Origin of the sequence: Halomonas sp. HAL1, from assembly GCF_030544485.1 — a bacterium.
Classification (GTDB): domain Bacteria; phylum Pseudomonadota; class Gammaproteobacteria; order Pseudomonadales; family Halomonadaceae; genus Vreelandella; species Vreelandella arctica.
The window spans coordinates 393,599-409,544 of record NZ_CP130610.1 but is presented as its reverse complement, the minus strand read 5'-3'; the positions used below and the strand labels follow the sequence as shown (position 1 = coordinate 409,544).

Annotated in this window: 12 protein-coding genes; 5 read left to right on the top strand and 7 right to left on the bottom strand. The window is 54.5% G+C overall.

Going from position 1 to position 15,946, the window contains the following annotated elements; all coding sequences use genetic code 11:
• Positions 1-251: 251 nt before the first annotated feature.
• The 7 genes from Q3Y66_RS01940 to Q3Y66_RS01910 all read right to left on the bottom strand — a co-directional run bounded on the left by Q3Y66_RS01940 (position 252) and on the right by Q3Y66_RS01910 (position 9,624).
• A complete protein-coding gene (locus tag Q3Y66_RS01940; RefSeq protein WP_008958916.1) occupies positions 252-1,754 on the bottom strand; it encodes a CoA-acylating methylmalonate-semialdehyde dehydrogenase in 1,503 nt (500 codons plus the stop codon).
• Between the two features lie 25 nt (positions 1,755-1,779).
• A complete protein-coding gene (gene iolE / locus Q3Y66_RS01935) occupies positions 1,780-2,679 on the bottom strand; it encodes a myo-inosose-2 dehydratase (RefSeq protein WP_008958915.1) in 900 nt (299 codons plus the stop codon).
• Positions 2,680-2,734: 55 nt separating this feature from the next.
• On the bottom strand, positions 2,735-4,585 hold the full coding sequence (iolD, locus tag Q3Y66_RS01930; RefSeq protein WP_008958914.1) for a 3D-(3,5/4)-trihydroxycyclohexane-1,2-dione acylhydrolase (decyclizing): 1,851 nt from the start codon (positions 4,583-4,585) through the stop codon (positions 2,735-2,737).
• Between the two features lie 54 nt (positions 4,586-4,639).
• A complete protein-coding gene (iolC, locus tag Q3Y66_RS01925; RefSeq protein ID WP_008958913.1) occupies positions 4,640-6,559 on the bottom strand; it encodes a 5-dehydro-2-deoxygluconokinase in 1,920 nt (639 codons plus the stop codon).
• Positions 6,560-6,826: 267 nt separating this feature from the next.
• On the bottom strand, positions 6,827-7,837 hold the full coding sequence (locus Q3Y66_RS01920; RefSeq protein WP_008958912.1) for a Gfo/Idh/MocA family protein: 1,011 nt from the start codon (positions 7,835-7,837) through the stop codon (positions 6,827-6,829).
• 14 nt (positions 7,838-7,851) lie between these two features.
• Positions 7,852-8,748, bottom strand: coding sequence for a sugar phosphate isomerase/epimerase family protein (locus Q3Y66_RS01915; RefSeq protein ID WP_008958911.1), 897 nt, complete (start codon positions 8,746-8,748; stop codon positions 7,852-7,854).
• 51 nt (positions 8,749-8,799) lie between these two features.
• Positions 8,800-9,624: a TIM barrel protein gene (locus tag Q3Y66_RS01910; RefSeq protein WP_008958910.1), complete on the bottom strand. Its 825-nt coding sequence runs from the start codon at positions 9,622-9,624 to the stop codon at positions 8,800-8,802.
• Positions 9,625-10,056: 432 nt separating this feature from the next.
• On the opposite strand from Q3Y66_RS01910, the gene Q3Y66_RS01905 reads away from it, so the two are divergent.
• From Q3Y66_RS01905 to iolB, 5 genes are all read left to right on the top strand, one after another.
• Positions 10,057-10,920 carry a MurR/RpiR family transcriptional regulator gene (locus Q3Y66_RS01905; protein WP_008958909.1) on the top strand — a complete coding sequence of 288 codons (864 nt, stop codon included), beginning with the start codon at positions 10,057-10,059 and terminating at the stop codon, positions 10,918-10,920.
• 419 nt (positions 10,921-11,339) lie between these two features.
• Positions 11,340-12,257, top strand: a complete 918-nt coding sequence (locus tag Q3Y66_RS01900) for a sugar ABC transporter substrate-binding protein (RefSeq protein WP_008958908.1) — start codon at positions 11,340-11,342, stop codon at positions 12,255-12,257.
• 54 nt (positions 12,258-12,311) lie between these two features.
• Positions 12,312-13,862 (top strand): sugar ABC transporter ATP-binding protein, encoded by a 1,551-nt coding sequence (locus tag Q3Y66_RS01895; protein ID WP_008958907.1) that lies wholly within the window; start codon positions 12,312-12,314, stop codon positions 13,860-13,862.
• A gap of 51 nt (positions 13,863-13,913) precedes the next feature.
• On the top strand, positions 13,914-14,930 hold the full coding sequence (locus Q3Y66_RS01890; protein ID WP_008958906.1) for an ABC transporter permease: 1,017 nt from the start codon (positions 13,914-13,916) through the stop codon (positions 14,928-14,930).
• Between the two features lie 48 nt (positions 14,931-14,978).
• Positions 14,979-15,782 carry a 5-deoxy-glucuronate isomerase gene (gene iolB, locus Q3Y66_RS01885; protein WP_008958905.1) on the top strand — a complete coding sequence of 268 codons (804 nt, stop codon included), beginning with the start codon at positions 14,979-14,981 and terminating at the stop codon, positions 15,780-15,782.
• Positions 15,783-15,946: the final 164 nt, after the last annotated feature.

Below are 15,946 nucleotides of genomic sequence, written 5' to 3'. Positions count from 1 at the left end.
AATTGTTTTAACCTCTGAATAGAACATATATTCTATAAAATAGATAATCAAATTATTTATTCTATACTTTAGTCGCTAGATAGCCTTTACGCGCTTTCAGTGTGGAAAAAGTGTTCCATTAGGCTGGAGATATTGCTCACTGCTTCGCCGCTTACCTTGTTACGAGTAAGGTAAGTGTTTGGAAACATAAGAGAGGACTCAAAAAAAATGCCGAACCAATAGGGCTCGGCGCAAAGCAAGTGAAGAAAAAATTAAAGCGTGGGCATCGTGAAGTGATTGGTCTCTTCACGGATACCGCTGGGCCAGCGTTGGGTAATGGTCTTCATTCGCGTGTAGAAACGTACGCCATCCGGGCCGTGCATGTGCAGCGGGCCGAACAGCGAGCGCTTCCAGCCGCCAAAGCTGTGAAACGCCATGGGCACGGGAATGGGGACATTAACGCCGACCATGCCGACCTGAATCTGCTCGCAGTATTGGCGCGCAGCATCCCCATCACGGGTAAAGATCGCCGTGCCGTTGCCGTACTCATGCGCGTTAACCATGCTGACCGCTTCATCGAAGCTTGCCGCGCGGGTAATCGCCAGCACCGGGCCGAAGATCTCTTCAGAGTGAATACGCATACCGGGCTTGACGTGATCAAACAGCGTGCCGCCAATAAAGAAACCATCACCGGCGCCGTCCACCGCCGTTTTGCGGCCATCCACCACCAGTTCAGCGCCTTCGTCCACGCCGGTTTGAATATAGCCTTTGACCTTTTCCAGGTGTTCACGAGTCACCAGCGGGCCCATATCGTTATCGGGGCCATCGACCAAGCCAGGCCCGACGCGCAGGCTCGCGAGTTCAGCCTCAAGCTTCTCGCGCAGCTTCTGGGCGGTCTCCTCGCCCACAGGTACCGCTACCGAAATGGCCATGCAGCGTTCACCTGCGGAGCCGTAGGCGGCGCCCATCAGGGCGCCAACCGCCTGATCAAGATCAGCATCCGGCATGATCACCATGTGATTCTTGGCACCGCCCAGCGCCTGGACACGCTTGCCATGTTTTGATGCCGTGGCATAGATGTACTCTGCAATAGGCGTGGAACCCACAAAGCTGACGGCCTGCACGCGCTCATCGGTCAGCAGCACATCCACCGACTCTTTATCGCCATTGACAACATTGAAGACGCCATCCGGCAAGCCCGCTTCTTTCAGCAACTCTGCTAATCGCATCGGCGTAGAGGGATCCTTCTCCGATGGTTTCATAACAAAGGTATTGCCACAGGCCAGCGCAATGGGGAACATCCACATGGGCACCATTGCCGGGAAGTTGAACGGCGAAATACCGGCGCACACGCCGAGCGACTGCATCATGGAGTAGCTATCAACGCCGGTGCCGACGTTCATGGAGTGCTCGCCCTTCTGCAAGTGCGGAATGCCACAGGCAAACTCAACCACTTCCAGGCCACGGGTCACTTCGCCTTTGGCGTCAGAAAATACCTTGCCATGCTCGCGGGAAATCAGCCGCGCCAGCTCGTCGGTGTGTTCCTCCACCAGCGCCTTGAATTTAAACAGAATACGCGAGCGCTTAAGCGGAGACATTTTCGACCAAGTGGCAAAAGCCTCATCGGCAACGCGCACGGCTTCCTGGGTCTCCTGCGCAGAAGAGAGCGCCACTTGCAGGCTCTGCTCGCCAGTGGCGGGATTATAGACAGGCGCGGTGCGGCCGCTTTGGCTCGCAACCGCCTGACCATTGATAAAATTACCTAAGATACTCATCGCTCAACTCCTCTTGGTGTTCGGTTTACGCATCTACGGTTAAACGCGCTTCGGCGCAGAAACGGCGTAAATTGTCATGCCCTAAACAGGCGTAGGTAAGCGGATGGGCCACGGCGGGATCCTGCTCCGCCTCTACCACCATCCAGCCCGAATAGTCACTATCCCGGAGCCCTTCAAATAAGGTGGTGTAGTCGATATAGCCATCGCCCGGCACGGTGAACATGCCGTTCAGCACGCCGTCAAGAAAACTGAGATCCCGATTACGCACGTCCGCCAGTACGTCTTTGCGGATATCTTTGCAGTGCACATGATTGATGCGATCCGCGTACTTCTTCTGCAACGCCACCGGATCGCCGCCCGCCGCCACCAGGTGCCCGGTATCCAGCAGCAGCCCAAGCGAAGGAGCGGCTTCGGCCATCAGCCGATCAATTTCATCAGGCGTTTCAATCACTGTGCCTAAGTGGTAGTGGTAGGCGATTTGCACCCCCTGCTCCAGGCAGTAATCAGCCACCTTGTTGAGACGCGGTATAAACATCTGCCAGTCCGCTTCGCTCATACGCGGCGAATGCGAGAGAGGCGTGTCGCGCTCGCCGTGCACGCAGTGGGTCACTTCACAGAACACCATGACGTTGGCGCCCAGCGATTTGAGCAGGTGCAGGTGCGGCTTGAGCGCTTCAATCTCGTCCTCGGCACTGCGGGTCAATAATTCGCTGCTGTACCAGCCTGAGACTAACGAGAGGCCGTGCTTCTCAAGAATGGGGCCAAGCTTTTCTGGCACCCGGGGGAACTTATGGCCTAGCTCGAAGCCCGAAAACCCCGCCTGTTTACCTTCGGCAAGGCAGGTATCCAACGGTGTATCACCGCCTAGCGCGGGCATATCATCGTTAGTCCAGGTCAGTGGGTTAATACCGAGTCTTACGCTCATGGCGGTCTCCGTTACTGTTGTTATTTAAAGTTCAAAATAAGTAGGTGTTAAAGCCTTAAAGATTCTGGAATTGGCGCGCTTTGTACGCCTCATAGCGTTCGCGGGCCGTATTCACTTCGGCGCGTTCGGAAACCTCTGGCACCGCCACGTCCCACCAGGCACCACCGTCTTGAGTATCGGTCGAGCCATCGGTATCGATAGCAATCACGTAACTACGGTCAGCGGCCTTGGCACGCTCAAGTGCTTGTTCTAATTCCTGGATATTGCCGACCTTCTCGCTGAGTGCGCCCAATGCGGCCGCATGCGCTGCGAAGTCGGTCTTGGGGGCGCCTTCATCAACGGTTAAGCAGTCATCCAGCATGTTGTTAAAGCCGGGCCCGCCGCAGAACTGCTGCAGGCGGTGGATGCATCCATAGCCACGGTTATCTAGGACGACGGCGACGATCTTGTGACCCAACATGACGGAGGTGGCAATTTCTGAATTGAGCATCAGGTAAGAGCCATCGCCCACCATCACAAACACTTCAGAGTTGGGCTTGGCCATTTTGACGCCGACACCACCGGCTAACTCGTAACCCATGCAGGAGTAGCCGTACTCCATGTGATAGCCGCGATCAAACCGCGTGCGCCACAGTTTTTGCAGCTCACCCGGCAGGCCTCCAGCCGCACACACCACAATGTCACGCTCACCCGCTGCGCGGTTAACAGCACCGACCACTTCTGCGTCGCAGGGCAGGTTGGTTCCTCGGTCGGTAGTTACCTTATCGACCGTCTGGTTCCAGTCAGCACGTAGCCCAGCGGCTTGCTCAACCCAGCTATCCTCTGGCTGCCAACCCTCAAGCTCAGTGATTAGCTCTTCAAGGGTCAGCTTGGCATCGCCTACCAGCGCCTGCCCCTTGTGCTTAACCGCATCGAAAGAGGCCACATTGATGCTCAGCAGCTTGGCATTCGGGTTGATGATGGCGCGCGAGCCAGAGGCGAAATCACCAAGCCGGGTACCGACAGCAATAATCAGATCCGCCTCGGCCGCCAACGCGTTGGCGGCCGCGCCGCCGGTAACGCCAATCGTGCCTACGTTCTGGGTGTGATCCCACGGTAGTGCCCCTTTGCCCGCCTGGGTCTCGCCGACAGGTAGCTGATAGCGGGAAACCCACGCATCAAGGGCGGGTAAAGCCCCTGAGTAGTGCACGCCGCCGCCCGCCACCACCAGCGGCTTTTTGGCCTGACGGATAAGCTGAACTGCACTTTCCAACTCATGGCGATCTGCTGACTGGCGACGCTGCCGGTGCACCTTCTCGGCAAAGAAGTGTTCGGGATAATCAAAGGCGAACGTCTGAATATCTTGTGGCAACGCCAGCGTGACCGGCCCACACTCGACCGGATCCGTTAGCACCCGCACCGCCTGGGGCAGCGAGGTGAGCAGTTGCTCGGGCCGCGTAATGCGGTCAAAAAACCGACTGACCGGTTTGAAGCAATCATTAGAGGTCAGTGTGTGATCGTGGAAGTTTTCCACCTGCTGAAGGACAGGGTCAGGCATGCGCGTGGCAAACGTATCCCCAGGCAGGAATAGCACCGGCAGGCGGTTCACATGCGCTACTGCGGCTGCCGTCACCATGTTCGTAGCGCCTGGGCCCGCCGAGGCGGTGCAGGCCATTACCTGCTGACGGTTGAGTGTTTTGGTATAAGCAATGGCGGCATGGGCCATGCCCTGCTCATTGTGCGCGCGATAGGTGGGCAGATACTCGCGCGCCTGGTACAGCGCCTCGCCTAGCCCGGCGACGTTGCCGTGACCAAAAATGGCCCAAACTCCTGGAAAGAGCGGCTTAATCTCGCCCTCAATGTCTACTTTCTGGGCCAGCATATAGCGCACGACCGCTTGCGCCATGGTGAGTCGAATCGTGTTCATAGCCTTGTCACTCTTGTCATAAACTGGAATGCACTTGTCATAAACTGGAAGGCGCTAGGCTGCGCGCTGGCGCATCTGCCAGGCATCAACCAGGGTCATATAATTGGCCAGCACCGCTTCAATCAGCTGCTCATCGTCATAATCGCCACGTAGCCAGCGGCGGCTTGGCTCACCAAAGATGGTGCGACCAACGGCAAAGCCTTTACACACATCGACGCCGGCACTATCCATTAACCCTTTTTTAAGCTCATCCAACGGCGCATCCAAGCCCAGCATCACAACACCGCGGCAGTGAGGCGCACGGGCTTGGAGTAACCTGCCAATACGCTGCCAGCCGTCTGGCGACTGCGGCGGAAGTTTCCACCAATCAGGCTGCACGCCCAGATTGTAAAAACGCTGCATCGCATTGATGAACATATCGTCATCGGCAGCCAGGTCACGCGGCGGGATAACTTCCAGCAATAATTCATTGCCCGACTCGGCACAGGCGTGATAAAGCTCTATCACTTGTCTTTCCTGGGCTTGCCGCAGGGTCACTTGATCTTCTGGGTGGTAGAAAACAAGGCACTTGACGATATGTTCCTTCGGCCATTGCTGAAGGCGTGAGCCGATACTGCGCCCGCCTTCCAGTTCGATGGGCCGGGAGCTAGGCAGCTCCACCGGCCGGGCGATCCACCAGCCTCGCCCGGTGACATCGTTAAGCGCATCCTGACCGTACGTATCGTCAATCAATACCCCCACGTGGCTGTTGCCCAACTGCTCGCTACCGCGCTCTGTCGCTTTCACAAGCAGTTGCTTCAGGTAGGGAATTCTGGCGATATCGGCCCCTTCTTCACGGGCCATATCAAAGAGCTGTTTGCGGTGATCAAACGCCATGATGCAGAGATCATCCCACTGCTGTGGGTTGCGCTGAGTGGTCACGCGGTGCAGGTAATTAAGCCGGGCATCCAGGTCTGGACGGGCAATGGACTCCGCTCTGGAGAGGTAATCATCAAGCTCTTCGGCACTGGGAATCGCCGGTGCGCAGCCGTGACGGGAGACCACAAGAGCACCACAAGCGTTGGCATACGCGCAGCTGCGTTCATGAGTTTCATTACGCAGCCAGCCTCGCAAGAAGCCGCTCATAAAGGCATCGCCTGCCCCCAATACATTCAGCACATCGACGCGCACCCCGGTATGCACCACGAAGTCTTCTTCACTACCGGGGATATCACCGTCGAGCACCGTACAGCCCTGAGCCCCTAGCTTGAGCACGATGGTGGCATCCGTGAGTTCGCGAATACGCTTCAGTGCGGTAAGAGTATCGGTGCTGTTGCCCGCGATATGCACTTCTTCTTCGGTGCCTACGACCAGATCAAGGTCAGGCAGAATTGTCTGCAAATGGCGGCTAACACCTTCATCAGAAACGAACCGGGTTTCACCATCACCCAGCGTGGTTAACCCCCACAGCACCGGGCGATAGTCGATATCCAGAATGACTTTGGTGCCAGCGGCTTTGGCGTATTCAATCGCTGTTTTACTGGTCTTGTAGGTTTGTTCTGTCGAGAAGTGCGTACCGGTAATCAGCAGCGCGTTGCTGGAGGCAATAAAGGCAGGATCGAAATCGTCACTATCAACGGCCATGTCGGCACAGTCATTCCGATAAAAGATCAGCGGAAACGTATCGCGGTCTTTAATGCCCAGCACCACCATCCCCGTGAGTCGCTCTTTATCGGTGACGACGTGGCTGGTGTCGACACCGGCTCTGGCCAACTCTTCACGTACGAAGCGGCCCATGTGCTCGTCACCCACGCGCGTTAGCATCGCCGTTTTAAGACCCAGGCGAGCGGTGCCATAGGCGATATTGCCCGACGACCCCCCCAGGTACTTGGCAAAGCTACTCATATCTTCCAAACGGCTACCCACTTGGTTGCCGTAGAGGTCAACGGCCGCTCGCCCGAGGCAGATTAGGTCAAGTGTCTTGTTATCTTTCATCGCATCACTTCCTACACGTAGCCAGTCCTTCACCCAGCGTTACTCACAAAGAGAAATCGTGTTGCTGTGGCTTTTCAGGAATGGGCGTTGTTGTTTATTGGCGTTTTATTAAATATAGAATTTATATTCCAAAATATCAAGTCATGAAACTATTGATCCAAGACGTTTTGCATAGTGCTTTGGTTGTACATCAAACCCACCACGCCAACGCATACAAAAACGGCTCCGTGCCAAGCAACGGAGCCGTCTAAAGGAGCTACTTGATGGTTATCCGTAAAAAGCCGGCCGTTCGGGCATCTCGATAGGTTCAATAGCGCCACTCTCCTGCGCCTTGACGCACACATCGCCTGTAATAGCCGCCGCATAGCCGTCCCAGGATGAAGGGCCGCCAAGGTTGCCAGCCGCCACGCCATCGATAAACGCTTGCAGCTCGACATCAAATGCCTCACCGAAACGTTTTTTCCAATCCATCAATATCTCGTTGGAACGCTGTCCGGATTGGCGGAATTGCAACGACTGAGGTTCCGGCAAGCGAGCGATGCCTTCCTCGCCCACGACCTCACATTGAATGTCATAGCCGTACTGACAGTTCACAAACACTTCGACATCAATGCGCACGCCTTTCACTGTCTCAAGCAGCACGATCTGCGGGTCTTCCACTTTGCTGTGGGCATGGCGTGTCTTGCGTGGAAACAGTACCTGCGCGCTTTTGTAGTCGTCGTCCAGCAGCCAGCGGAACGTGTCCAGCTCATGGATCAGCGTGTCGTGAATCGCCATGGGGGTAACGTAGCGCTCAGGCACTTCCGGGTTGCGGTGGGCCGCATGTACGATCAACGGCTCTCCCAGTCGGTTGCCATCAATCGCTGCTTTCATCATCTGATAGCCACTGTCGTAGCGACGCATAAAGCCAACCTGGACGAGCCGCTTGCCAGCCTGTATTTCGGCATCAATGATGTGGCGGCAGCCTTCGGCCGTGGTCGCCAGGGGCTTTTCACAAAAGACGGGCTTGCCGGCCTTGATCGCCGCCAACACATATTCTTCATGGGTCGGGCCCCACGACGTCACCATCACCGCATCGACATTATCAGCGGCAATCAGTGATTGGCCGTCCTCAAACACCTGTGCATCAATGCCCAGGTGTTTGACCACATCGCGGGCCTGATCGAGGTTCACGTCAGTGACTGCCGCAATCACGCCGCCTGTCAGCTGCTCGGTAATACGACGAGCGTGTTCCTCACCGATCATTCCGGTGCCGATGATTCCAATATTAACGGACATAGTTGTTTTCCTTGTTATTTCCAGTACTTGTCGACGTAGCGCTGAATCTCGCCGCGCATAAACCGATTGGAGGCTTCCGCCCGCTCTTCCCAGCCAAAGACACAGCTGGAAAGCACGCCATCAAAACCAATTTCATGCAGCGTCTTGAAGAACACGTCCCAATCTATTTCCCCTTCCCCCATATCAAGGTGCTGATGGACACGGGCAGTGGAGCCAGGGGGATTAACGATATAGCGCAGTTCTGAAGAGGCTTTGTGGTTAAACGTATCGGCCACGCGGGCATGAACCAACTCACCTTTGGTGGCGCGAATGGTGGTCGCTAGGTCGTCACCGTAGAAAAAGCTGTGAGGGGCAATATAGGAGCTTTTAATGGCAGGCGAGTTAATGGTCTTGATGATCTCAGCCGCAGGCGCCATGGTTTCAACCCAATCCTCGGGGTGCGGCTCGATGCTTAGTGTTAGCCCTTCACGCTCCAGAATGGGTACCAATACATCCATTGAGCGCCAGAAGGCGTTTTCGCACGCTTCCGGCGTATGGATTCCTGCTCGGTCTGCCTGAGAACGCTCCACTGAACCGCCGCGCCCGAACTCGGAAATCAGCAGCGGATTATCAAGCTCTACCGCCACTTCGATAATTCTTTTCCAGTTATCCATGGCCATTTCCCATTCGTCGCGATAGGGGCTGGACCATCGGTACATCGGCTGCATGGTGGCAAGGCCAACATCATGCTCTTTCATGGCTTTTTTAAATGACCTGATAGCATCAGGATAAGTACGTGGCCGAGTCCACCACACCATGAAATCGGGGCGGGGCGACAGCTCAATGTAATCGTAACCGAGCTCTTTGGTTAGCCGGCATGTTTCTGGCAGCGAAAGATGCCGATGCATATGCGGATCGAGAGCGATTTTCATCGAATGCTCCTTGTCTTTATTGTTGATGAGGCGGCCAGTACAGCGATGGTTTCACTTCAAGAATCTTTCAATAAACGCCATGCTGTCACGCAGCGCTGCCACGGGATCGTTGTGTTTGTGTACTGATTCAGCAAAGGGCTCAAAAGAGATATAACCGTCGTAGCCGTCGTCCAGCAAACGCTTCAATTGCCCCAAGTTATCCAGCCTGTCACGCTCACCAACCAGCACACGATGCTCGTCTAACATGTCTTCAAAGGTAATGGCGGGATCTTCCAGGCCGGAAATGTGCACCAGTCCGGTACTCTCAGCAAAAAACGCCGTTTCACCGGCACCCTGGTGATGGAACGTATCGTGTACCAACGAAAAACGAGACCCCAGGTTAAGCGCCTTAATGGCCTCTACCGCTTCGCGCTTGGTGCGTAACGAGGAAATGGGAAACCCCAGTGGCTCAACAAAGCCCTGCAGATTGTAACGCCCCAGTATGGCATCCAAAGCGCTAAGCGCCTGTTCTAGCTGTGCTCGCCGCTCTTCAGCAGTAGCGGTATTGTGGGCGTCTACCAAGGGGCAAAGTACCAATCCACGACCGCCGACAGCATCGACCTGCTGCGCCAAAGCCTCTGCCTGGCTCGCGCGCTCGTCGTTCCATACATTAAACGGGTAAAGCGCATTGATACTTAGCACGTCAATACCCAATTCGCGTGCTCGCTGACCAGCGCTGCTTGCAGAATCAAGATCAACCACACTGTTGTCGCCCACGTCATTACGCAACTCTACTGCGCCTAACCCCATTTCGGCGGCGGCCTCGATAAGCTGCTGGGGCGACCAGCGAGGGTTAACCATGTGGTTAAGCGCGAATTTAAGTGTGTGTTGCGCCATGGTGGTCTCCAATAATGTGGCTTGGTTGTTTTTCTTAACCTGGTGTTTCTCTTAACTTGGCGTTTTTCTAAAATAGGACAAACAGCGAGCTCAGCTGTTGGGCTAGTCAAGCAAGGGCGTCCAACGATAAAACGAGGATAGAACATACATTCCATTCAATCAACATACAGAATATTCAATTCTTTCACTGCTTGGCATCAAGCTTATATACTAATAATAAAATCAATAGCTTATTGTTTTTATTGAGCTAACCACAGGCTTCACCTTCGACCAAAGCAGTATCTTTTAAGCTCAAAAAAACCGCTCATATAAAACCCTAGCGATTACCCTAGTGCTATCGAAAAGCATTTATAGAATTTATATTCCCATTTAACTACGCTATGGATCACTTATACGATGACAACATCAAATGTGACCGGCAGGACAGCCCTTATGAGCCAAGTACCGCAGAGCTTTACAACCCTAGAAGAGCGTATAACCGCTGATTACCCCACTCTGAGCCGTCGTTTGCAGCAAACAGCGCGGTTTCTTTTGGATCATCCTCAAGAAGTTGCCTTCGCGACCGTTGCTCAGCTAGCCCAACAAGCGGGCGTTACGCCCTCAACCCTCATTCGCTTCTCTAATAGCTTTGGGTTTTCAGGCTTCTCCGAGATGCAGCAGCTGTTTCGTGCACGTTTATTTGATGAATTGCCCAATTACAACGAACGCATCCGTGCGGTACGCACAGCGACAGGGGAAACACCGGACAGCACCCAGCTGCTATGGGAATTTGCCAGTGCCAATCAAGAAGTCCTCCAACAGCTTCCTGACCGGATTAATCCGGAACACCTGGAACAGGTATTGGATATTTTCGAAAAGGCAAAAGCCATCCATGTAATGGGCGCTCGCCGCAGTTTTGTCGTCGCCAGCTATATGACCTATGCCCTTCATCACATAGAAAAACCTGCATTCCTGATGAACGGCCTTGGCGGTATGTACAGCGAGCAAATAAAAGCGGTGGATACGCATGACGCGCTGCTGGTTATCAGTTTTGCCCCTTACGCTCAAGAATCCCGCAGTGTGGCAGAAGAGGCTAATCGGCGAGGCATCCCGTTGGTGGTGTTGACTGATTCAACTCTCAGCCCACTGGTGCGCTTGTCAGACGTAGCCCTCATAGTGCACGAAGCGGAAGTGAAGAGCTTCCGAGGGCTGACCGCTTCGCTGTGCCTCACTCAAACACTGGCTATTTCGCTCGGCGTTCGCCAAGACAAAGCACTGGATTTGCAAAAAAGCCTTAGCCAGCCGGCCCAACCTTAATGGCGGGCACCATAATGACGGGCACCACGGATACCGTATTGCCCCTTTCAACCGATGTACCTGTCCACCGATATACCTTTGCAACCAATGCCCCTGCCCACCGGTGCACCTTGCCACTGACGCATCTGGCTTTTCCCTTTTCTAAGAGCGCCGGTAAGAGTGGCTGATTAACCAGCTGTCATAGATATGTCAGTCACTCACCGGTCGCTTACCTTACGTTTTCAATGCCGTACGTTTCCAATAATAGCTAATTAAACGGCCTCGTAAAAAAGAAACAAAAATTCCATTTATACCAAAGTATGGAATTAAAATTTTGCTTTACTGCTCAATAGAATCTAAATTCCATAACAGGGATATGTTCACACTTACCCACTCGAATGATGATAACAACCACAACAACGTTGCTCAGGAGAATACTTATGAAACGCCTGCTACTCGGTGCGGCCCTCGCCGTCACTTGCACGTCTGCCATGGCTCAATCTATCGGCGTCTCCGTCGCCCGTTTCGATGATAACTTCCTTACCTCTATGCGCCAGGCGATGGAAGCCGAAGCCGAAGCGCAGGGTTACGATATCCAGTTTCTGGATGCTCAAGAGGATATTGGCCGTCAGCTTAGCCAAGTACAAAGCCTTGCTGCTCAAGGAGTGGATGCCATCATTATTAATCCCGTTGATACGGCAGCAACATCACGCATGACAGGAGAAGCCGTACTGCAGAACATTCCATTAGTGTATGTAAACCGTGAACCCGAAGGGGATGACTTAGATAACGACGGCGTGGTTTTTGTCGGCTCGGATCAAAAACGTGCGGGCACTCTCCAGATGGAGGCACTGGCCGAGATGCTTGGTGGCGAAGGTAACGTTGCCATCATGTTGGGGAACCTTGCATCTGGAGCTACACATAAACGTACCAACGGCGTCAAGGAAGTCGCTGCCGAGTATCCGGGTATTGAGATCATTGCAGAACAACCCGCAGATTATCAGCGCACTGAAGCCATCGATCTTATGACTAACTGGATCGTTGGCGGCCAGGAAATTAATGCTATTGCGGCCAACAACGATGAGATGGCGATTGGCGCCCTCAACGCCATGCGCCAGCTGGGGATCAGCCCTGAAGAGATCATCGTAGGGGGTATTGATGCCACTCGTGATGCACTCGAGTCCATGCAAAGCGGTGAGCTCGCCGTTACCGTCTTCCAGGATCCGGTCGGCCAGGGCGGCGGTGCGGTGAAGGCAGCCATCGATCTAGCCGAAGGCAATGAGGTCGAGAAAACCACAATGGTGCCTTTCCAACTGGTCACCCCCGAGACGCTTGAAGAATTTCTTGCCAATCAATGAGGCGTTAGGCTCGCCTAACGGCGAGTCTGTCTTAATGTTTCAGGAGAAACCAGCATGGCGTCAATGACCGCAGAAAACCTGACTCCCGAAGCCGCCGAGTTCATTCTCGAGGTGGCCGATGTCCGCAAGACCTTTCCAGGCGTGGTGGCACTGGACAATGTCCAGCTCAAGATACGTCCAGGCACCGTACATGCCCTGATGGGCGAAAATGGCGCGGGCAAGTCGACACTGATGAAGATCATCGCTGGCGTTTACATTCCCGATCAGGGCGAAATTCGCCTGAAAGGCAAGCCACTGCAATTGCACGGCCCTCTGGACGCACTGGAAGCCGGCATTGCCATGATCCATCAGGAACTCAACCTGATGCCTTATATGAGCATCGCCGAAAACATCTGGATTCGTCGTGAACCGCTCAACGCGTTCGGCATGGTCAATCACGACAAGATGAACAAGATGACCGAGACACTGTTTGAGCGTCTGGGCATTGATATGGATCCAGAAACCCAAGTGCGCCACCTCACGGTGGCAGGTCGTCAGATGATCGAGATTGCCAAGGCGGTCTCCTATGAGTCTGACGTACTCATCATGGATGAGCCTACCTCGTCGCTGGCTGACCGCGAGGTGGAACAGCTATTCCGAATCATCAATGACCTGCGCGCACAGGGCAAAGGCATCATCTACATCACCCACAAGATGGATGAGGTATTCGAGATCGCTGATGATATTTCGGTCTTCCGCGATGGCCAATTCATCCACTCCGCCGCCGCCCGCGACATGACCTCCAACGAGATTATCAAGCTCATGGTGGGTCGCGAGGTAACCCAGATGTTCCCTAAGGAAGAGGTTCCCATCGGCGAGGTGGTGCTGTCGGTCGACAGCCTCTGTTTGGATGGTGTCTTCCAGGATGTCAGCTTTGAGGTGCGCGCCGGCGAGATACTCGGCCTGGCGGGCTTGGTAGGTTCTGGCCGCACCAATATCGCCGAGACGCTGTTCGGCGTGACGCCGCCCTCCTCCGGCAGCATTGCCATCGACGGCAAAAAGGAAGTCATCAGCTCACCGCACCAGGCCATGCTGCGCGGCTTGGCGTTACTCACTGAAGATCGTAAGGAGACAGGCTTGTTTCTTGGCCTTTCGGTCGAAGAGAACATGGAAATGGCCGTATTGCGAGACGGCTATACCCGCGGCACGTTCGTTGAGCAGAGCCGACTCGACCAAGAGTGCGACTCGATGAAGGAACGCTTGAGTGTCAAAACACCTTCCATGGAAGAACGTATCAGTAACCTCTCCGGCGGTAACCAGCAAAAAGTACTGATCGGCCGCTGGCTGATGACCAAGCCACGCATCCTGATCCTTGACGAACCCACCCGCGGGGTAGATGTGGGGGCAAAAGCCGAAATCCACAAGTTGATCACTGAGCTAGTCAAGCAAGGCGTGGCAGTGATCATGATTTCTTCCGAATTGCCAGAAGTGTTAGGCATGAGCGACCGCATCATGGTGATGCACCAAGGCAGAGTGACGGGCTTCCTCGACCGCAGCGAGGCCAACCAGGTCAACATCATGCAACTCGCCTCATCACCGGTGACACCACCGGTCGTCGAAGCCTAATTACCTTCCCGGCAACGGGTACCAATGAGGTAGAAAACAATGAACAATACAATGGAACACACTGATCACCTGGAGGTGGTCAAGAAGCGCAAGAAAAAGATTCCCACCGAGGTGAGCATTCTCCTGGTGCTGGTCGGCATTGCACTACTCTTCGAGCTGCTCGGCTGGATCGTGCGTGGCGACTCTTTCCTGATGAATCCACAACGCCTGCTGATCATGATCTTACAGATGTCGATCATCGGCATTATCGCTATCGGGGTTACCCAGGTCATCATCACTGGCGGTATAGACCTTTCGTCCGGGTCGGTACTTGCGTTGACGGCCATGGTCACCGCTAGTTTTGCTCAGCAATCAGACTACCTGCGCGCTGTCTACCCGGCACTCACCGACCTTCCTTGGGTATTGCCGTTATTGGCCGGGCTGTTGATCGGCGCATTGGCGGGGTTGATCAATGGCGCCCTGATCGCTTTCGCCATGATCCCGCCCTTCATTGCCACCCTAGGCATGATGGTCAGCGCTCGTGGCGTGGCACGCGCCTATACCGATGGCCAGCCAGTCAGCATGTTGACTGATCAGTTCACCTGGATCGGTTCAGGCGCCAATCCGGTGATTATTTTCCTGGCGGTAGCAGTGCTCTTCCACATCGCGCTGAAGTACACCCGCTACGGCAAATATACTTATGCCATCGGTGCCAACCCCCAGGCAGCCCGTGTCTCCGGCATTAATGTGCGTCGCCACCTCATCATGGTTTATGCCATTGCAGGCCTGCTGGCAGGTCTGGCCGGTGTGGTTGCATCGGCTCGCGCGGGCACCGGTCAGGCGGGTATGGGTTTGATGTACGAGCTTGATGCCATTGCAGCCGCTGTCATCGGCGGCACCAGCCTAGCGGGTGGTGTCGGGCGTATTGCTGGCACTGTGATAGGTGCACTGATTCTTGGGGTAATGCTAAGCGGTTTCACCTTCCTGGGAGTCGATGCTTACTACCAGGACATCGTCAAGGGCGCCATCATCATTGCAGCCGTGGTCATCGATCAATATCGCCAACGTCGTCGTTTAAAAACCGCTTAATATTTTACATATCCCTACTGCCTACACGCAGTTGAAATTGGAGGAACTATGTCATCCCTACTGGTACGCCCCACCGCCCCAGATACCCAAGGCACCGTCATTGACGTTACCCCTGAATCGGCTGGCTGGCAGCATGTCGGCTTTCGGGTGCATAAACTCGCCAAGGGTCAGCGCCTGGAGGCCAGCAGCGATGATCAGGAAGTATGCCTGGTGCTGCTGACTGGTCGCGCCAATGTGAGCTGCGGCGAGCATCATTTCGATGATATCGGCAAACGCATGGATATCTTTGAGCAGATTCCCCCCTATGCGGTTTATCTGCCTGACCATGTTAGTTACTCGGTAGAAGCGACAACGGACTTAGAGCTAGCGGTGTGCGCCGCTCCTGGGCAGGGTAATCATTCCCCAAGACTGATCGCTCCAGACAACGTCAAACAGAGTACCCGTGGCCAAGGAACTAATGTTCGCCATGTTCATGATATTTTGCCTGAAACTGAGCCCGCCGATAGTCTGCTGGTCGTGGAAGTGTTTACCCCTGCGGGTAACTGGTCTAGCTACCCGCCCCACAAACATGATGAGGATAACTTACCTAACGAGTCACTCCTTGAAGAGACCTACTACCACCGCATCAACCCTGAACAGGGGTTTGCCTTTCAACGCGTCTATACCGACGACCGAACCCTTGATGAAACCATGGCGGTGGAGAACGGCTGCTGTGTGTTGGTTCCCAAGGGCTACCACCCTGTCGGGGCCTCTCATGGTTACTCGCTCTACTACTTAAATGTGATGGCGGGCCCTAATAGAGTGTGGAAATTCCACAACGATCCCGACCATGAATGGCTGATGCATGCTTAGTAGAAAGGCTATTCGCCCGCTAGTGTTTAACTAATGCTATGCGCTTCTGCCCCGCCGCTGCGGGGCTGTTTTATTTAACTGAAGCTTTAATAGCAATAGCCAGCCCTCCTGACGTACATGTGATCGATAACAAAGACATTCCAACGTTATGGACGGGACCCCAA